The organism is Vibrio sp. R10-SG-ISO4 (assembly GCF_059834135.1).
This window is the reverse complement of the sequence record NZ_JCBDHJ010000021.1, coordinates 23,362-43,293: the sequence shown is the minus strand read 5'-3', so window position 1 is coordinate 43,293 and position 19,932 is coordinate 23,362. Positions and strand designations below refer to the sequence as shown.

The following is a 19,932-nucleotide window of genomic DNA, read 5'->3' as shown; positions in this document are numbered from 1 at the left end:
GCAGTTCTTTGTTTAAACTACCCACTGATACAGCAACACTTCCCAACCCAACAAAGAGATAAGAGAGAAGCCGGTAGTAAATAGGATCACTCCAGCGGTGGCTTCTTTGGCGACTTGATACCGCTCGGATAGCAAGTAGACATTCAACCCCGTCGGTAGGCTGGCCAAAATAACCAGCACTTGGGTTTCGATAACCGAGAGAGAGAAAACATACTTCGCGCATAGCAATATAAGCATTGGAAATAGAAGGATCTTGATGGCCAAAAGTAGGCCTATTTTTTCTTGAATTAGTGAGCGGAGTGAATAAAAGCTTAAGCTTGCGCCTAAGATGAATAAAATTATTGGTATTGCAGCTGCACCAATCATAGAGAACCCATCAATTAAGAGGATAGGAAGCTCAATACCCCGTGCGTTAAGCAATAACCCAAACACGATGGCCAATAAGATCGGATCAGTTGCCACATTACGGTAGTTATAAAACCCTTGCTCGCCCGAGCGAATCATTAAGATATTGACCAATGGTAAAACCAATAACAGGTTCGTCACGATCACACCCATCAAAACTAAAGTGGCTTTGGGGCCGTAAAGTGCAAGCACTAGCGGGCCCCCTACCCCAACGGCATTAGGATATAAAGCTGCGACAGCCTTGATATTGGACGAAGCCACCGTATGATTACCTTGTGTGACGAGCCATGCTTTCAGTCCCCAGAAAACAACGCCAAAGCATAAAATATAAGTAGTAAATACCGACAGTGATGGAAGGTTTTGCAGATCCGTTCGATATACCGATGAAAAAAACAAGCACGGCGCAAGATAAGTAAAAGCAAAACGTCTGACCCAATCCACTCTAGGTTTGGAAATCCCAGTGATCAAAGTGGCACACCCTAGGCCAAGAATGATCCAGCTCATTAACTTAACTTGCTCCATACCCGCCCTTAGCTGCTTCGTTCAGCTATACTCAGTAACTCTGAGTAACCATTTGCTTCCCACGCTGTTCGACCGACGAACACACCATCGATATCAGGCTGTTCGATTAAGCCACTCGCATTGGACAAATTTACGCTACCTCCATACAACAGAATCATGCTTTGAGAGACGTCTGAACCATATTGATCAGCTAAAGCTGAACGAATGGCTTGGTGAATAATCTGCGCTTCTTCTTTAGTTGCCGGTACGCCATGTTCACCTATCGCCCAAACAGGCTCATAAGCAATCACTACTCGCACTAACGATTCAACAGGAACGTCATACAATGAAATCTTCACTTGTCGAATGACAGATTCCACTGATACCCCCCACTCTTTCTCTTGCGCGGTATCACCAACGCATACAAGTGGAGTTAAACCATGACGCAGTGCTGCATGTACTTTCAAATTGACCGTTTCGTCGGTCTCGCCAAACATGGCTCGACGCTCAGAATGACCAATTTCGACAATCGTCGCGCCACAGTCTTTCGCCATAATAGGAGACACCTCACCGGTGTATGCCCCCTCATCTTGCCAACAAATGTTCTGTACTCCGACGCGAATCGATTGCTCGCAGAGCAACTTAGACAACATTTGCACGTAAGGGAAAGGCGGGATCACGAAAGGTTGGATACGATTCGAACAACGTGTCAATGATGGCAAGACAGCAGAAGCCCAGGCTTCGGCTGCTTGCATATTTTTGTTCATTTTCCAGCTAGTGCCGACCCAGACCTTCTTCATGCGGTAACCTGCTCAGCCGCGTATTCATTCATATACTGCAGAATAAACGCCATCGACATCGCACCTGGATCTGGGTGCCCCAGCGAACGTTCTCCTAGTGTCTTTGCTTTACCTGTAGTTGCAATCATATCTTTGGTTGCTTCCACACCTTGTGCAGCAGCTTGTGCAATAGCCGGGAGCGTATCGGTTAGTGGACCAGAAAGTTGTTCTGATTTTTCGACCGCAGCCACCAATGCATCTATCATAGTTTTGTCACCCGGCTTAGCACCACCACGTTCATAAACCCCTTGTAAGCCGCCTGCTAGGAACGTAGATAACGTATCCGTATCAAGCTCTGTCGTACCTTTAATTGACTTCGCACCACTGCGGAACAAAGTACCGAAAATCGCACCGGACGCACCGCCCATGGTGGCCATCATCGTAGAGCCAATCTTCAACAGTAGTTTACTGACATCTTCCGGCTGATAATCACTGTCTAAGAGCTCAGCAACCGCTTTAAAGCCGCGCTCCATACCAATCCCATGGTCACCATCACCAATCGCTTGGTCGTATTTGGTCAATACTGGCTCACTTGCAACCATCTTTTGAGCAACATAAGCCATCATGTTTTTCGCTGTTAATGCATTCATATTTACTTCCTCAACGCAAATGATTCACAAGGTAGGTCAAATAGTGTTTTTAGCTCATCATCAAGCTTCATAAGAGTGATCGAGTAACCTGACATTTCTTGTGAAGTGCAGTAGTTCCCGACTAAAGTGTTATGTACTTTAATTCCGCGCTCGGCCAACTTAATGTGCGCACGTCGATTGGCAATAAGCAGCTCCATATAAGTTGAAGCACCAAGGTTATTGACTAGTAAGCAGACATCATCACCTGAGCGGTAAGGTAGGTCATCACAAAGTTGGTCTATCATGCGATCGACGACGTCATCTGCCGATGTCATTTTTTCGCGTGATACACCCGGCTCACCATGTAAGCCCATACCGATTTCTAACTCGTCGTCTGGCAGTTCAAAGTTGAAGGTATTGGTTTGTGGTACCGATCCCGCTGATAGGGCAACACCAATGGACCGGGTGTTATCACGAGCACGTTCTGTTACCGACACAATCTTGTCAAAGTCATCATATTGCTCAGAAGCGGCGCCTGCGATTTTCAGTACATACAAATCACCGGCTGTGCCGCGGCGCTCTTGAATTTTGTCCAACGGTGCTGAAGCAACATCATCCCAGACACGAATAGAGTGAGTTTTGATATCATCATCATCCGCTAGCTCTGCCGCGATGTCGAAATTCATATTATCGCCAGCGTAATTACCATAAATATAAATCACACCTTTACCGTTACTGACCGCTTCAGTGGTTTGTAAAATCACGTTAGGCGCTGGAGCTGCAAAGATATCGCCAAGTACCGCAGCATCCGCTAGTCCTGGACCAACATAACCGGCAAATAACGGCTCGTGCCCAGCACCACCACCAGTGACAATCGCCACTTTGTCTGATGGAAAATCTGTACGCATCGCCGCGGTAATTCCCGGTAACGCCTCCAATTTTCCATTCATCGTCGCGAGCAAACCGTCGAATTGCTCCTGAGCGACATTCATAGGGTCATTAATTAATTTTTTTGGTTTTCTCATACTCTTCCCTACCCTAGGACTGATTGTTCGCTTGATAGCTAGATGCCATACGGACTGTAAGCTTGAGCGCATTTTCCATCGCAGGTGTCGACGCGACGTTTTTACCGTATATATCAAATGCACTGCCGTGGTTTGCCGTTGCAATCGGAATTGGGATCCCGCCCTGAACAGTGACACCACGATCGAAGCCCATCATCTTTAATGCGGTTGCTCCTTGATCGTGGTACATAGACACGATTGAGTTCATGTTCTCTTTCTCCACGACCCACATCGTAGTATCGCCAGGGAAAGGTCCAAACGCTTGAATGCCCTTCTCCTTGGCTTTTTCAATCGCTGGTGCAATTACTGTGATTTCTTCATCACCAAACAGGCCTCCTTCACCGCCGTGCGGGTTAAGTGCTTGCACCGCAATACGAGGCTGTTCAAAACCTGCAGATATCAAGGTTGTGTTCATCAATTCGATGGTTTCAAGCACCGACTCTACCGTTAGGTTTTCCACCACATTTTTAAATGGAATGTGCGATGTCACGCGGCCAGCCCAGATGTCATCTACCACATTCACTTCACAGCCAAAGCCGTGGAAATCCGTCAATTCTGCAAACCATGACAGCTCGTCTCGATGTGCTAGCCCTGCCATGTTCATCGCTTGCTTATTCAATGGTGCGAAGCAGATACCATGCGTTTTGTTGGCTAACGTCAGATCAACAGCAATCTTCAACGTTTCAAGAACATAAGTACCACCTTGCGGCGTGGCTTGTCCGTATTCTATCGGCTCCTCGTGAGAGCTTGAGAACCTCAACAACACCGGCTTACTAGGTTGAAAATCAGCTTGTTCAAAATTATCAACTACATCGTAATCAAACGATACTTGCGCGATGTCCATGCCTTTGCGCAATTCATACTCATCGGCAATGATCAGAATATTCGCTTGCTGGCGGTTTGCTTCCTTAGCCAATACTTTTACTGCTACTTCAGGGCCTATACCTGAAGGGTCGCCGAGAACAAGTGCAATAGTAGGTTTAGTCATTTCTCAAATCCTTGAAGTTATTTATACATGTAGTCAACAAAGCCAACAGACATTGCTGGAACGTAGGTCGCAAGCATAAGCACTGCGAACAACACACCAATAAATAGAATATTCACTTTAGTTACTTGCCAAATGTCACGTTTAGCTATCGAACATGCGGTAATCAACACACTGGCAACCGGAGGCGTTTGCTGACCAATCGAGATGTTAAGAGCAAGCATGATGCCGAAGTGAATTGGGTCGATACCCAGTTCATGAATTAGCGGTAATACAATGGGAACCGTTAAGATGATCGCTGCTGCACCGTGTAGGAATACACCTACAACCAACAACATGAGGTTTAGCATCATCAGCACAACGTATTTGTTTTCTGAAATGCTAAGAATCCCAGCCGCCATTGCTTGTGGTACTTCTTGCTCAGTTAGGAACAAACCAAGCACTGCTGATGTCGCCACTAAGAGCATCACTACTGAAGTGCCAGTCACACCTTCCATCATCGCTTTGTAAAACAGCTTTAGGTTCATTTCCCGATAGATGAAAACACTAATAACAATCGCGAGTAGAACAGCAATACCCGCAGCTTCGGTTGCGGTCATAAACCCAGAAAGAATGCCGCCTAGAATGGCGAATGGCAGAGTCAAAGCCCAGAACGCATCTTTAAATGCAACCCATAATTTTCGTAAACTGAAAGACTCCTCACGAGGTAAATTGTATTTGACTGCGTAGTAATAACAGACCGCAAACATACCCGCCGCACCCAGTAGGCCAGAGATAATACCGGCGACAAATAGCTGCGAGATGGACACGTCTGCCATCGCACCGTAAATAATCATAGGTAAAGAAGGTGGGATGATTACAGCGAGCGAGGCAGAAGAAGATGTGACTGCCGCCGAGAAACTGGCGGAATATCCACGCTTTTTCATTGCAGGAATCAAGATCGAACCCAAGGCTGCAACGTCGGCTACAGCAGAGCCCGAGATCTCAGCGAAGATCATCGATACACCCACATTCACCATTGAAAGTCCACCTCGGACAAAGCCCACAATCGCGTTAACAAAATTGATCAAGCGCAGCGAAATACCACCCGTATTCATCAATGCACCAGCAAAGACAAACAATGGAATAGACAACAGGGTAAATTTTGAGCCACCTTCAAACATAGCCAAAGCCGCGTTATAGATAGCATCGATACCCGATGTCGCTACCATACCAATCAGAGCTACAGCACCAATAGCTATACCAATTGGGACATTGATCATGACTAAGCCGATTAAACAAAATAGTACAACTAGCGCGCTCATTTCACTGCCTCCATGGCTTCAGCCATATCTTTTTTCGCATCTTTGATGGCTTCTCTGATCTCTTCATTTTCTTGGTTAGAACCAAGACGAATCCACGCCCACGCTTTGGGGAGAGAGCACAGTTGAGCCACAATAAACAGCACCGCACCAATTGGTAGCGCTGATTGAGCAAAGGCCAAAGGGATAAAATCTAGGCTGGTCAGTGTCTCGTCACCAAAGATTTGTAAGATGTAGTAACTAGCCCAAGCAATGACGGCGAAGAACGCAATAACAATGAATTCACTCAGTAGGAAAACGGCTTTGCGCATACCAAGCGTCATATTAGCCACTAACCCTCCAAACCCCATATGAGAACGTTTTAGTGCACATAGAGCGGAGCCATAAAAGGTTAGCCAAGCCAAAAGAATGGCCGACACTTCGTCGTACCAATAAAGAGAAGCGCCGCTAAATCGTGAAAAAACAGCGACAATAATTATGGTACTTAACGCGATGAGTATCGTCATCGAAATCGCGATAAGCACTTTTTCTAAAACATGTGAAATTGTATTTATGCTAGCTAAAAAAGACATCGTAAGCCCTCGCAACATGTGACAGCTAGACTGCACCCAACGGTGCAGCCGTTAGAGATAAACGTTATGGCGTTTAACTTAGTTACTTGCCGTCATAACTTTATCTAACATCACCTTGCCGTTATTTACATTTTTCACGAAGTCGTCGTAAATTGGTTGACTTGCGCTGACAAAGGCATCGCGATTTGCAATGTTGAGCTTCATACCACCTTCAACAAGTTTGTCTCTTAACTCTGTCTCAAGTTTTGTCGCTTCTTGGTAGCCCCATTGCTGCGCTTGTTTCGCTGAGCTTTCTAAGATGGCACGAACATCATCAGGAAACTTACCGTAGTGCCGCGCGCCTGCAGTTAGGTATGCCGGTGTATACACGTGGTTTGTCACACTTAGGTAACCCTGTACTTCATGCAGTTTTGCCGCGTAAATGTTGGTGTATGGGTTTTCTTGCCCATCGATAACACCTGTTTGTAAACCGATGAATACTTCACTGAAGCTCATTGGCGTTGGATTAGCTCCCCAGTTTTTGAACATTTTCACGCGCCAAGAGCTGTTTGGTGTTCGAACTTTCAGACCTTGTAAATCTTCTGGTGTATTAATTGGACGTTTCGCATTAGTAATATTGCGAAAGCCGTTTTCCCAAAAGCCTATGACTTTGTAGCCTTTTTTCTCAGCGGCCGGCGCAATATATGGCCAGAAGACGTCTTTCTCTATCTTTGCAACGTGTTCACGGTCAGACACAAGGAATGGCAGTTCAAACAGGGCCATTTCTGAAACGTGAGTTGGCAGCGTTGATGTTAGTAGTGCCAAATCTACTGTGCCCAATTTCAGTTTTTGCTGAACGTCTTTGTCTTTACCTAACTGAGCCGCACCGAAGAACTTCAAGTTGTAATCGATGCCTTGTTTCTTAAACTCTTCGTTCGCAACTTCGGTGAAATATTGAGTTGTGTTGTACTGGAGTGACCCGACTTGAGCACTTGTTGCCACTTTCAGATCTGTTGCAAATGCATTAGTCGATAGTAGGGTTGTGATTGCCGTTGTAGTCAGAGTAAGTTTGATATTATTCATTTTTATTTCCACGTTATTCCGTTAAACATTGAAGCAAAATTAGCTTATAAACTCTTTCTCTATCTCCTTAATTCTATTTACTTTTTTGGTTGAAGGACCATCAGAAAACTCAGAATCTAGCCATGTATCCAAAATAGACTTAGCTAGCTCATGACCGATGACTCGAGATCCCATTGTGATAATTTGAGCATCGTTACTTTTTCGAGCTCGCTCTGCTGAAAAAGTATCGTGACACAGAGCAGCCCGTATACCCGGGACTTTGTTCGCCACAATTGATACACCTATACCCGTACCACAGAGAATGATTCCGCGTTGGTGTTTACCTTTACTGACAGCAACACTGACTGCCTTTGCTATATCTGGGTAAAGCTCTGCACTTTGTTGGTCTACCCCATAATCGACAAATTCAATACCTTTCGAAGCCAAATGCGATTTCAGGCACTCTTTCAATTCAATCGCCGCATCATCACAACCTATCGCTATCATGTTTCCTCCTGTTCATATGACCACGAACTTTACAAATGACCTTAATCATATATACAGAAAAACAACATATGAACATTTTTCAAGTGGGACGTGGATCACCAAATATATACATATTGATAACAATTACGTGATCAATATGAAACTAAGCATTTTAACTTGAAAACAATCACCCCCAACAAACCCTCCACAAAAATACAATTAAAAAACATAGTCTTAACTAAAAAACCTCCTAACAACCATCGTAACTATGGCTCCCCCCCCACTCGTGAACGCAAAAATACAATACGACTTGACTGAATTACGATGCACATAGCAATTAACATTTGATCTATACCCATTGCTCATTTTTTGTTTTGCATGATGAACATTTGAAATGTAACCTTAACAAATGAACGGTCATCAACATTTTTTATAAGGACATATACATGGATGAACTAGGCTTCGCTCTCGTACAAGTAACCGAACGTGCTGCTTTAGCAGGCTATCAGTGGCTTGGTAGAGGAAACAAAGAGAAAGCAGACGCGGCAGCTGTAGAAGCAATGCGATTACAACTGAATCGAACTCAGGTCGACGCAACCATTGTGATTGGTGAGGGAGAAATCGATGAAGCACCAATGCTATACATCGGTGAGCGACTCGGTTCGGGTGGTGTTGAGATTGATATTGCAGTTGATCCCATCGAAGGTACACGCATGACAGCCATGGGACAATCTAACGCGCTTGCAGTACTTGCTGCAGCAAAGAAAGGTACACTCCTCCAAGCTCCAGACATGTACATGGAAAAACTCGTTGTTGGTCCTCGAGCAAGACACGCCATCGACTTAACACTCGAGCTCACAGAAAACCTGAAGAATATCGCACAAGCACTCAACAAACCTATTAATGAATTAGTGGTCGCGACATTAGCAAAGCCGAGACACAACCTTGCCATTAAGGAGATGCAAAACCTTGGCGTAAGAGTTTATGCCTTTCCTGATGGCGATGTTGCAGCGTCACTACTCACTTGTTTGGAACAAAGTGAAGTTGATGTCATGTACTGTATTGGCGGTGCACCAGAAGGTGTTGTCAGTGCCGCAGTCATTCGTGCAATGGGTGGAAATATGCAAGCGCGCTTGCTTCCACGCGATCAGGTCAAAGGACAAGACCAGCACACTATCGCGTTAGCAAAAGTAGAGCTTCAGCGCTGTGCGGAAATGAATGTTACGCCAAATACCGTATTACAACTGAATCAACTAGCAAAAAGTTCCGAGGTGATATTCGTGGCAACCGGGATCACGACTGGCGACGTCCTTAATGGTGTTCAAAAACAGGGCCAATCACTCACTACCGAGACTCTACTGATACAAGGCAAGTCAAAAAAGATTAGAATGGTTAAGTCCACTCATGATTCACACCTACTTGAAAGTGAACTAGAACCGGTCGCGACATAAACAAGAGCCGCATTAAGCGGCCATTTCACAAGGAACATCATGGAACTGAATAATATAGAACAGACGGAAGAGACTAACCTACTCACCGAAATTTCTGTTGCGTATTACCAAGACGGCGCCACTCAGGAAGAGATTTCAAAGCGTTTTGGCCTATCTCGAGTCAAAATTGGTCGCTTACTGAAACGTGCAAGGGACCAAGGTATTGTCGAAATTAAAGTAAAATACCACCCTGTATTTGGTGCCAAACTAGAAGAACAGCTTAAAGAACGTTTTGGTCTCAAACGAGCGCTGATCGCTCTTGACCAACCAACAGAGAACGAACAACGAGCACTACTCGCCGGAGTAGTATCGACATATCTATCCACGACTCTAAAAGACGGAATGGTCGTCTCCGTAGGACAAGGAAGAAATGTTTCTGCAGTATCAGAACACACTGGTATTGTGAACCCCAAAAAGTGTACTTTTGTATCAAGTATCGGCGGGATTCACCCTCGCGGAGGCATCCTCAATGCCGACCATATTTCGCGTCGCTTCGCTAAGACTTTCGACGGGGTTAGTGAAACACTGTATGCGCCAGCGTATATACGCAACCCTGAGTTACGTAGTGCACTAATGGAGGATGAAACGGTACAGCAAACTATGGACATTGCTCGTAAAGCAGATGTCGCGTTAGTTGGTATCGGTGATTTGAACGAAAGTAGCTACATGGTCAACCTAGGCTGGTTCTCGGTACAAGAAATGGTTGAGGCACGTATTCAGCAAGGTGTAGTCGGAGAAGTTGGGGGTTATGATTTTTACGACATCAAAGGGGAAGTTCAGGACACAAAAATGAGTAATCGTGTCATTGGCTTAACCATTGCTGACTACCAAAAAATCCCTCAGGTTATCGCCATAGCCGCAGAAAGCAGCAAGCCATTGTCGATTGTTGGAGCTCTTCGTACCGGAGCCATTGATATACTAGCAACGAGCGTTGCCAACGCGATTACCATCCTAAATTTGGACGCTCAGAGATAAAAGTGTTCAGGCTCGGCTCGATTTTTTAACTACCACCCCCCTATAGGGGGGTGGTAGTTAAAACTAATCGAAATGCTTAATCAACCTTGTTTAGGCGTTGATTTCTTGTCTTGTGGTTCAAACTCAGCGTTGCTCGACTCTTTGCGAAGGTCACTATCCTTCGCAAAATTACTTACGCCGGTATTTTTCGCGGTGACTGCTAAATAGTCTAAGTTGTCGCTACAAAGAGAGACTAACTTAGCCAAATCTGATAGCTCTTCACCCTTGATGTAGTAAAGCTGATCAAACAGCGCATCGACCTCACTATATAGGTTTTCTACTCCAGTTTTAGAGTAACTTTGACCCGCATCGGCGATCTTTTTATGCATTTGTTGTTTGATCGTTTCTCTTGTCGGTAATGAACCCAGCAAGAGAGCGATAAAGATAAACCCATGATTGTTACTGCTATCATTGTCATCTTTACTTCTCAGGAGCAATAGGCCTAAAAATAGCCACGCAGCATCCGATATCTCTATGTTGTTACCATTAAGATCGGCTCTTCTTTTTTGAAACTGAGTAATTCTGGATAAATCCGTTGCAAAATGTTCAAACAAGTTTTTAGCGCGAAGCTCGATAAGCCCAATACCAAAGTTACGTTCACTATGATTAAGGCCTTCAATCACATTGTAGAAGTGCTCATCGTGCTTGATGATGTTTACCACACTGTCTTGAGCTTGTTGGCTGTTAAAGAATTCACTGATTAAGTAAGCGCTGTTACCAGTTTCTACCTGATTGTTGTTCTTATTAGCACTCAAAATTGCAGCGCGAAACACCGAATCTCTGAAGGCTTCTTCGATAACCTCTATCAATGTTTCAACTTTTTTTTCTAGGTTACATTGAAGGCCCTCTTCTAAAGACTTTCTCTGCTTTGTTGCGGCATCTTTAGACTCTGCGGTTTCATTTACCATGGAGATGGAGTTTCGCAAATACTCTGGCATCCTTGAAGGCAATAATTGTTTAGTGTAGAGGTCTTCTGCGTGCAACAACACCGCCGCGCTGGCCCGCTTAGCATCAAACACAGCGCGAGTGAGTCTAGAGTTCAGATCAGATATTCGTTCAACCTGACTTGCCAACAAAGCAACGTGTTCTCTTATAGAATCGTTTTGTTGAATATTTGCCGCCAGTCCCGCAATGCGAATTGCAACCAATGCGCCAGCGAAACCGAGAGCCCATCCGCCAAGCGCATCAAACAAACCGGTATTCTCTTGAGTAAGATACTCAGTTGAGAGTTCCACCGGAAGTAAATTCCATTTTACGATGCCCCAAAACAGTAAAAAGGTAATTGAGCCAAACAACAGCGTTGAAATCGCCAAATGACTAGTATGGCTTGTGCATATGATGCGCCAAGCTTGAGATGATTTATTACTCGCCATTAGTCGACCACTCCCTCTGACTCATCGTCAGACTCACTCAATATTTTCTCTATCGCCTCCCGTTGCTCACTGTTTAAGCTTTTCAATTTGTCTTTGATGTTTTCTACCCATTTAGCGTTGTCAACTTTGTCTGTATAGTCTTTCTGAAGACGATGTAAGTTCGCTGCTGCCGCTTTCGGATCGCGCAAAGCCAAACCAAACAACTCTTCATCGGTATCTTCTACAAACGTATAAATAAAAGTCATCAAACGCTTAATTTGACTCTGATGGACACCACCGTCACCCAATGGAATATCTAAGGAAATAGTCAGTTCGCCATCGCTAGGATCTAGGCTCATTGCCAAAAATTTGTATTCAAATTGGCACCACACCGCCATAGAGGCAATCAGACTGTAGTCAGTTTTTTCTAGATCATATTGGTAGAGAAACGGCGTTTTAACCCTTAATAAATCGCTACTCGAATAGTCCACTACTATCCTTAAGTTATGATCACCAGAGCTATTCGCATATTTTGAGGTAACAATACCAGTAATAAACCGACTTGTGTCTTTGTCGTGTCGGTATTTCCAGTCATTCTCCTCAAAACACGCCTCTATTATCGCTTTAACATCGTGCTGCACTTCTACTGGCGCTTTATCAGTCTCTGTCTCATTTTCAGTTGATGCTTGATCACTTTCTAGCTCCGCTACAGCACTTCTTACCAGTTTGTCTAACAATACTTCTGATTTCGAAATCCAACTGTCTAGTTCAGAGCTGAGCGCTTCTGCCGTCACTTGTTCACTGCTAAGAAATACACCAAAGCCATCCTCATCGATAAGCATGTTCATACCCGTGCTATCATCTGTGAGGTTAATTTTCTGTTGGTTTTTGTTTTTAAGTAGCTTTCTCGCTAGACCGACAAATTGTTCGTTACGGTATAGATTAAAACAAAGGTGCAGAACTGATTCGTTACCAAAAATGTTAATCGCCAACGGCAGTCCATCGGGTTCATCGCGAACAATGCCGTTTTCACCTTCTGCGGCGAACCATTGCTCAGACTGGTGTGCGTACTGCTCCAATGCATTTTTATACTTTTCAATTAAGCTCATTTTTACTCCATGTAATCGTTGTTTTGATGGTGTTTATCTAGCCAAAACCGTCTAGTCTCGCTTTCGTAGTAGCCTTGGACGGTTAGAGACGGACTTCTTTCACTACCTAGCGAGCAGTTTATTCAGCAACTGAGTGATCCCTTCACCTAAAATTGACTCTTTGTCGTACAGTTCATAAGCAAGCGTATCTAAAATTGCACGGTGCTCAGTTAAGCGTTGAGTCACAGAGATCTCAGCGTTACCTATCCAGGTTTGCACGGCATTTTGTGCGTGCAATAGAAGCTCACTTTCTTCAAATTTGGTTAGCATAGGAATGTTGATTGACCCAACAGTGCTATCTAACCCTCCTTCATAAATGGCATGCATGGCAAGCTGAGTGGCTTTACTAATATCATTGCTTGCCCCTGTGCTCACATCCAAATCGTTGTTCGCATGCAACTTTTCGGCAACCTTGCCCGCCAACAACACTTCTAGTTGCAACTCAATGGTTCTCTTGGAGTAGCCTTCATATTTTTCTTGCGGACGCTGTGCAACAAACCCCAAAGCATGATTTCTTGGCTCAATGGTGACGAAATCAATTTCCTGTGTCGGAAACAAAAGTGCCACTGCTAATAGGTGTCCGGCTTCGTGATATGCAGTGCGTAATTTTTCTTTGTCGCTCAAGATAATATTTTCGCTTGGCGTACCATAGCTCACTCTAACCATGGTTTTTAATAGAAGCGCAATATCTAGGGTTATCTCTTTCCCGACAGCCTCGTAAAGTACCTCTCGAAATACCTGATCAATGGCGGCTGAAGAGAGACCGCGTGAAGCAGCAACCAAATCATTGAGCTCTGACTCGCTCACGGTGAGAAAATGATTCTTTGCAAAGCGTCTAAAAAAGGTTCTGCGCGCTGAGGCATTGGGAAGATCACAATAGATAACTTCATCAAATCGACCAGGCCGAACTAGCGCGCTATCAAGGTGTTCAGGATGGTTTGTGGCTGCCATAACAAACACGTCATCGTTTGTCCCAACACCGTCCAACTCGGTTAGTAGTGCATTTACCGTGAGGTTTCTATCCCTTGCTGCGCCTTCCCCACTCGAACTTCGTTTTGCTGCAATGGCGTCGATTTCATCAATAAAAACAAACGACGGTGCGTACTTTCTTGCTGTTTTGAATAGGCGCTTGATGTTGTCAGTGGTGCCGCCTGCATTCGAGCTCGACAACTCAGCTGCGGAAACCATAAAAAATGGCAACTCACTCTCGCCCGCAAAAGCTTTTGCTAGAAAGGTTTTTCCCGTTCCAGGAGGGCCTGATAATAAAAAACCCGTTGGTTTTTTAATACCGACTTGACTCAGTTTCTCCGGTGACTTGATCCAAGTGATTACATCACTCAAGCGTTTTTTTGCGCGATCCAGACCTATAACATCCCTAATACGTGTCGTGGGAAGCGTCATACTAAACAAATCATTGCCGGCTATATCTGTACCCGAAACGACCCTATCAATACTATCAACCACAAATTCAACTGCGAACTCATGACCCGCCTTTGTAAGTTCACAATGATAGCTGATGGACTCCCTGCGGTTCACAACCCGATTTAACATCTTTTCGGTACGCAAGAAAAAACGCACTCGAGATAGCATAGAGTCAAAAGTTCGAACGTTCACTTTACAATGCTCAAACTGCCCAGTATCGATCATATCATCGATACTTATATCAAAATGCTCCCTCACTGCATGGTGTGATGTAACTTTATTGATAGGCTGTTCGGAATTAATTTGAAAGGTAAAGAGGCGTATTTTTTTTGAGCCAATATATCGCTCTATAACGTCATGCAAAGTTGAGCCATGTTTGCTAACAGTGTCGATGTCGATAAGTAAAGCGTCAGGGAGTCGTTTTTCAAGTGCCATAGGTAAGTCTTCCCACCTTGAGCACAAAGAGATATCGGTTTCATCGACTTTCATTGCAAGTTTGTCAAATATGCGCTGATCATCGTCCAGAAGTAACAGATTGCATGGCGGTTGATTATCACGCTGGGCACTCACGCGAAAGGTAATGTCCCTTTGAGTGCTGTTATTTATTCCTTCCATTCCGCCCTCTGATGAAGAGAGCGCCGTTACCATTTTAGATAGAACTTCTGCCTGCAGTTTGTTGACTTGTGACTTTAACCTGCGCACGCTAATGTCTGGGCTTAAAGATTTAAGCAAGAACGCAGAAAACCCCTCGGACCATTCAAATGTCACACCGTAACCAGCCTGAGCATTATGCTTCAGCTCTCGCTCGGCCAGATTGATTAGATGGTTGGATGTCAACTCATTGAAAATGATCGCATAGCCTTTGGCTAGTCGGTTAACAAATTCAGGCGACAGTTTCACCTTATTGGAAGGGTTGTGTGAACTTCGGAGTATGTCGAACACGCTGACTGAGTGCCCTGCCCTATTGTTGCTCACAACGTCCTGGCCTAGGTTTGTCGTAAACACAACAATACACTGGCTGAAATCGACTTCTTCTTGACTAGTCTGATCTTTAATTTTACCACTATCTAACACTGACAGAAGCGATTGCAACACGCTTGAGTGCGCTTTTTCTATTTCATCAAACAGCAAAATTTGTCGTGGCTTCGTTCTTACTAGGTTCGTTAACTCCCCCAAGTTCGCATCAGCATATTGTATGCCCGAGCCAAACAGTTTGGTGCTGTCGCGCTGGTCTGAATAATGCTCCATATTGAAAACATTGAAATCGTATCCGCACAGTTCATGCTTTTGTACTTGCTCAAACAACTGTTTGGCAAGATAAGTTTTACCAACTCCTGAAGGGCCAACAAACGTGTAAATAAGCCGTGGGCCAATCTGAGAACGCAAGCTCGAAGCCACATAGCCCCGGCATAATTGATCTAAGGCACCATCCTGACCTATAACAGATTGTGACAAGCCGTGCTGGATCTGCTGCGCAGTCAGGGCGCGAGAAACAATGCTGCTTGCATCTTGGTTGAGCTTGACTAGGTTTTCTAGAGCCCTATGATCAATACCAGACAACCCCTCTATGATATCAACAGGGTTTAACTTACCCTTATCGTAACCGGCCCATAAGAGACTCTTTAGCTCCTCTGACAAACGTAGTTTGGGGATCAAATGTTTGGTGTCTTGATGCCAAGTGGTTGATGGCTCGCCATAACGCCGAGTCTCTGCTACTTGAAACAAGTTATCTCTCAATATATGGACGTCTTTACTAAAGCGCAATTGATACGGTTGACAGCCAAACTCTTGGGCAAGCGATGCTAAATACTCGACTTGAGTGAGCATTGCCGAAAGTAAATGTTCGATATCCGCCCGAATAGTGACATTACTCTTGTCCTTGAGAGCCTCTAAAGAGAGGTCTAAATCTCTAACTAAACAATCGGCCGTGGCTAATAATGTGATTTCTTCAATTAGTTGCTTGCTATCTTTGTCAACACGCCGATATAGAGACTCAGGGCTGAGGTTACTTTCAAAATCAATCAATTCTTTCAAGAGAATGCTTTTCCTAAATTTTTACCAGGCTGCCAACAGAGAGTAGTTACAAGTGTCAGCGCTTCTGCCGTCTGAGTATGAAACTAAAGATACACAGCCCTCGCCCAACGAGTTTTCTACTTGCGCGATATACTCTTTAACTCGTTGTTCATTGGGGATTCGCAAATGATGTAACATCAAAATAGCGGCACGAGGTGAGCTATTGGACTTTACTCCTGCCGCTATCACTGTTTCATTTAGAGACCAAATAGGAGAGCAACCACTTAGCAAGCAGTCCGCATCGAGAATGTCAAAATTATGGCTATGGTATGAAGCCCAGCATAGCTCAGCGATAGAGTCGTGAAGAATTTCTTCAGGTATGGTTTTAGTGGCAAAGAAAAGTGAAATCCTAAACTTCTGTTCAAGACCATCGAGGACGTCAGAGGCAAGGTCCGCTCTATCACAGCAAACGAGTAAGACATCCATTACATTGGTTTCTCGCGTTAACAATGCGTTTAGAGCATCTATATCGCTGTCCACTACTATCGCATACTCAACTTGCGGCCAAGTGGTTTTATCATCCACTACTATATAGAAACGCATCTCATCGTTGGATTCCATTTCAGGAATAGGTTCAAACATGATTCACTCACCACATGATGTTGATTGACCTGAAGTCGTGATAGAACAGAACTAAAGCTAGCTCTTCGATCTATTTTGTTCGGTGATGATTACACCAACAAAAAAGAGCCAATCATACCAAACTAGTGGAATACTGTTGCCATGTCGATGACTTTATTAATTTTTCTCTATTTCCTTGGCAAAAATTACCGATTGAATGCGCTTAAAAATCTAGATAGCCAAAATACGTAAGCACCAGTTCTCTGATAAGCACGCTAAACTGCTTACGTAGATGTCCTATGAAGCGTTTAGCAATAAAAAGTGTCAATCGCTGTTGTTCACCGGCGTATTTTCTTAGTGGTGGGCCGCCAATATTGGCCTTGAGTACCTGCTCATACATTTTCGCTTACGAAGACCTTGCTATTTATTTATTGTGAATTGAAAAGTTTGCTTCAATAAAGGCAGTACCTGTGCCGTTCTACCAATAGGTTCCGTGTTTAAAAAACGCCTTGGATCAATACTCACAAATCCCCAAAACTGTAAAAATCGCTCAATAAACCGAGATTCGATGAGCATGCTTAGGTTTCTTTCCGGCGAGAAGTAATTATCTACTGGGAAACCCTGTAGTAAATCAGGGAAAGCTGTCATCACTTCGTCTACCAGTTGATCCACCTTGTTGTGGCTTTGAATGCGCCACAACATAAACAGCCAAAAGGTTCGTAAGTCGGCATCATACTCAAAACCGTCCAAATAGCCCCAATTATATTTGCTGATGGCGGCCTCTAACATAGGTTTGAAAAAGGTCTGTATGCCTAGCGCTTGATACTGCTTTTGCGCTGATTTTTTTACATGGTAGCGACCGCTTCGCCGATAAATAATGCCACTAATTTCGGCGAGCACTCGGGTATAGTGCAAGGCATTGAATTTGTCTTCGTTGCTGCCCGCAAACTCGCTGATACTTATATCACGTTCGAATTGAGCAACGGCAAACTCCGGCAATAACTCACTAGCCTGTTTGACTAATTTAGTTGGTAAGTTGCCTTTACTCGTGGCTTTGAAGGAGCCTTCTTGCGCAATAGCTTCATCAAGAATGAGGGCTAAATAGCGCATCACCGGGCTGGCAGAAAGAGAGTCGGGTGTGCTGATTGTCACCCACTTTAATTCGTCGAAAGGCGCATAAAGCCAATTGGCCATTTGCGTTGGCGTCACACCACAAAAATCAGGATGAGGTTGATTATTGCGATGGTGCGCTTTGTGCTGCAAGGCTGCGTTTAGTTCATCAATGCTTAAACTTGGGTTCATTGCCAGCATGGTTTCAACATCATCGAAGATTTGGGCATGTTGCTTGGAAACGCTACTCATACAACAACGTTTAAATTTTTTACCACTGCCGCAATGACAAGGATCGTTTCGGCCGTGCTTCATTATTGTCCCTTCTTATTTTTATAGAACAACGCTGCATTCTCTTGTTTGCGCTGATCCAATGTCTTAACAATTGCAGACATTGTTGTCTTACTGATCTCTTGTTGCTGTGCAAGATAAGTAAATTGGCTGATGGCTTCTTCGACTTCTTCAATGACTTGCTTTGCCTCATGCCAACTCCCATAGCCAGCACTGGTAGCAAGTTTTTGCATCACCTTAAGCGGTGGCGCTTTGCCATAACCGCCGAAAGCAGTGGCGTGTTCGTTGAATGGATGTGGGCTATAGGTAACATCGTAAAAAGGTGCAGGATCCCATTGACCTTCATCCGTTTGCAAAAACGCCCAATTTTTACTGTGGTCGTCTTGATTAGACGACAGCAGGTTAAAAATGGCGCGACGAAATTGCAGCTGCCCAGCCGCGGGGGATTTACACAACTGACGGCTGGCTTTAATCAAGTCAATATAATCTAAACTTGGCGTTCGAAAGTCTGCATCCAGCAGCCCGCAAGCGCTGTGCATATGCAAGCGACCTGCACTGCGCTTGCTGCCTAAGTCGGTCGGTTCCGTGACATAATCAAAACGCTTAAGCGCTAACCAAGCAGACGCACCGCTTGTAGGTGGTGCTTCAATGAGTTGCCATTGCGGCGGTTGACACTTAGCAAGTTCTGCCATTTGTAAATAAACCGCCTCACACAAACCTTCTTCATGACCGAGTGCAAGATTCTTCGAGGTAAATTTAATCAGCCAAGCCTCATCTCCAGGCTGAGCAAAGGTTCGACAATACTGAGTTTCCCCAGCAGGAATATAAATCTGCGCCTTAGGCCTTGCCCCCCCCGAACTACCACCGGCAACTAATGCGGCCAACACCTGTTGCGTATGCCCATCTAACTCATCGTGATTATCATCCATATAATCTGACATCGAAGAATCGAACAGCGTTTGTGCTTCCAAGCCTAACGTCGCTAAATCAATTTCCGAGTTCGTCGTGGCTGAAAACTCAGACACCGGAGAAAAAGACAATGCTCCCATGCCTTTATCACCAACAAAGGCCAGTCTATCCATCGCCGTTAATTGATTAGGCAGGATATCCTTTTGCCGGAAAATACGATCTTGTAACAACATGCCCCAGCCATCGGGCAAACAATCTCCAAATACGCCATGTACACCTTGGTGCGGCGCTTTAGGTGCGGCTTGAACTTGCGTACTCGACAGCAAGGTAAACGGTGATAAATTGCCAAACTGCTGCAAATAACGATCTGCATACTGAAAAAAGACGCCTTGTCGATTCTGCGCCAAGACTCCAACAGAGATCTGCTCACCTGAGCTTAGCGTACGAATTACAGTGAGTTTTTGAATGGGTTTAAAACTCATCTTTTAGCACCTCATCAATACTCGTGGGCATAGCAGCGCGTTCTTTGCTAGGTTGTGTGAGCTGATAAAGCCTATCTAGCGAATCAAGGGTCTGCCATAGCAACAGCAATTGGCGAAATGAAATTTGCCCGGTCAGCTCAAATTTCTTAATGGTGGCCGCAGGTACGCAGCTTCGCTCAGCAAGCGCCGCTCGTGACAGCTTTGCCTGCCTGCGTAACTCACGTAAATAAGCCGCATAGGCTTGGCTTACATCGGTATCATCAAGTAAGGTAAAGTTCATCCGCAAAGACCAAGTAGATACAGTTATATCCATTATA

General features: G+C 44.6%; 18 protein-coding genes. 2 read left to right on the top strand and 16 right to left on the bottom strand.

The annotated features are described in order from the left end of the window. Positions 1-12: 12 nt before the first annotated feature. The 9 genes from AC6R03_RS15780 to rpiB all read right to left on the bottom strand — a co-directional run bounded on the left by AC6R03_RS15780 (position 13) and on the right by rpiB (position 7,784). Positions 13-909 (bottom strand): AEC family transporter, encoded by an 897-nt coding sequence (locus tag AC6R03_RS15780; protein ID WP_500630537.1) that lies wholly within the window; start codon positions 907-909, stop codon positions 13-15. Positions 910-935: 26 nt separating this feature from the next. Continuing rightward, positions 936-1,706: a triose-phosphate isomerase gene (locus AC6R03_RS15775; RefSeq protein WP_500630538.1), complete on the bottom strand. Its 771-nt coding sequence runs from the start codon at positions 1,704-1,706 to the stop codon at positions 936-938. Then, on the bottom strand, positions 1,703-2,335 hold the full coding sequence (dhaL, locus tag AC6R03_RS15770) for a dihydroxyacetone kinase subunit DhaL (protein ID WP_500625948.1): 633 nt from the start codon (positions 2,333-2,335) through the stop codon (positions 1,703-1,705). The genes AC6R03_RS15775 and dhaL overlap by 4 nt, the downstream gene beginning before the upstream one ends. 2 nt (positions 2,336-2,337) lie before the next feature. Beyond that, positions 2,338-3,339 carry a dihydroxyacetone kinase subunit DhaK gene (locus AC6R03_RS15765; protein ID WP_500630539.1) on the bottom strand — a complete coding sequence of 334 codons (1,002 nt, stop codon included), beginning with the start codon at positions 3,337-3,339 and terminating at the stop codon, positions 2,338-2,340. Between the two features lie 13 nt (positions 3,340-3,352). Beyond that, a complete protein-coding gene (locus AC6R03_RS15760) occupies positions 3,353-4,366 on the bottom strand; it encodes a 4-hydroxythreonine-4-phosphate dehydrogenase PdxA (RefSeq protein ID WP_500630540.1) in 1,014 nt (337 codons plus the stop codon). A gap of 17 nt (positions 4,367-4,383) precedes the next feature. After that, positions 4,384-5,667, bottom strand: a complete 1,284-nt coding sequence (locus tag AC6R03_RS15755) for a TRAP transporter large permease (protein ID WP_500625945.1) — start codon at positions 5,665-5,667, stop codon at positions 4,384-4,386. Then, a complete protein-coding gene (locus AC6R03_RS15750) occupies positions 5,664-6,236 on the bottom strand; it encodes a TRAP transporter small permease (RefSeq protein ID WP_500630541.1) in 573 nt (190 codons plus the stop codon). Before AC6R03_RS15750 ends, AC6R03_RS15755 begins: the two co-directional genes overlap by 4 nt. A 78-nt stretch (positions 6,237-6,314) precedes the next feature. Next, the gene (locus AC6R03_RS15745) at positions 6,315-7,310 is read right to left on the bottom strand and encodes a TRAP transporter substrate-binding protein (RefSeq protein WP_500630542.1); all 996 of its coding nucleotides are present in this window, start codon (positions 7,308-7,310) and stop codon (positions 6,315-6,317) included. Positions 7,311-7,337: 27 nt separating this feature from the next. Then, a complete protein-coding gene (rpiB, locus tag AC6R03_RS15740; protein ID WP_500625942.1) occupies positions 7,338-7,784 on the bottom strand; it encodes a ribose 5-phosphate isomerase B in 447 nt (148 codons plus the stop codon). A 425-nt stretch (positions 7,785-8,209) separates the two neighbouring features. On the opposite strand from rpiB, the gene glpX reads away from it, so the two are divergent. Together glpX and AC6R03_RS15730 are read left to right on the top strand one after the other, a co-directional pair. Further along, entirely contained in the window at positions 8,210-9,214 is a 1,005-nt protein-coding gene (gene glpX / locus AC6R03_RS15735; RefSeq protein ID WP_500630543.1) for a class II fructose-bisphosphatase, read from the top strand. A gap of 39 nt (positions 9,215-9,253) precedes the next feature. Next, on the top strand, positions 9,254-10,228 hold the full coding sequence (locus AC6R03_RS15730) for a sugar-binding transcriptional regulator (RefSeq protein ID WP_500625940.1): 975 nt from the start codon (positions 9,254-9,256) through the stop codon (positions 10,226-10,228). A gap of 80 nt (positions 10,229-10,308) precedes the next feature. Here the strand turns inward: AC6R03_RS15730 and AC6R03_RS15725 are convergent, their stop codons facing one another. The 7 genes from AC6R03_RS15725 to AC6R03_RS15695 form a co-directional block, all read right to left on the bottom strand. Then, complete coding sequence (locus tag AC6R03_RS15725) at positions 10,309-11,640, bottom strand: hypothetical protein (RefSeq protein WP_500630544.1); 1,332 nt, start codon at positions 11,638-11,640, stop codon at positions 10,309-10,311. Next, complete coding sequence (locus AC6R03_RS15720; RefSeq protein ID WP_500630545.1) at positions 11,640-12,728, bottom strand: hypothetical protein; 1,089 nt, start codon at positions 12,726-12,728, stop codon at positions 11,640-11,642. The genes AC6R03_RS15725 and AC6R03_RS15720 overlap by 1 nt, the downstream gene beginning before the upstream one ends. A gap of 102 nt (positions 12,729-12,830) precedes the next feature. Then, positions 12,831-16,223 (bottom strand): AAA family ATPase, encoded by a 3,393-nt coding sequence (locus AC6R03_RS15715; RefSeq protein WP_500630546.1) that lies wholly within the window; start codon positions 16,221-16,223, stop codon positions 12,831-12,833. Between the two features lie 21 nt (positions 16,224-16,244). Continuing rightward, positions 16,245-16,844 (bottom strand): hypothetical protein, encoded by a 600-nt coding sequence (locus AC6R03_RS15710; protein ID WP_500630547.1) that lies wholly within the window; start codon positions 16,842-16,844, stop codon positions 16,245-16,247. A gap of 399 nt (positions 16,845-17,243) precedes the next feature. Continuing rightward, on the bottom strand, positions 17,244-18,248 hold the full coding sequence (locus AC6R03_RS15705) for a YecA family protein (protein WP_500630548.1): 1,005 nt from the start codon (positions 18,246-18,248) through the stop codon (positions 17,244-17,246). Then, the gene (locus AC6R03_RS15700; RefSeq protein ID WP_500630549.1) at positions 18,248-19,615 is read right to left on the bottom strand and encodes a type II toxin-antitoxin system HipA family toxin; all 1,368 of its coding nucleotides are present in this window, start codon (positions 19,613-19,615) and stop codon (positions 18,248-18,250) included. The genes AC6R03_RS15705 and AC6R03_RS15700 overlap by 1 nt, the downstream gene beginning before the upstream one ends. After that, positions 19,605-19,895 (bottom strand): helix-turn-helix domain-containing protein, encoded by a 291-nt coding sequence (locus tag AC6R03_RS15695; protein ID WP_500625961.1) that lies wholly within the window; start codon positions 19,893-19,895, stop codon positions 19,605-19,607. Before AC6R03_RS15695 ends, AC6R03_RS15700 begins: the two co-directional genes overlap by 11 nt. Positions 19,896-19,932 lie beyond the last annotated feature (37 nt).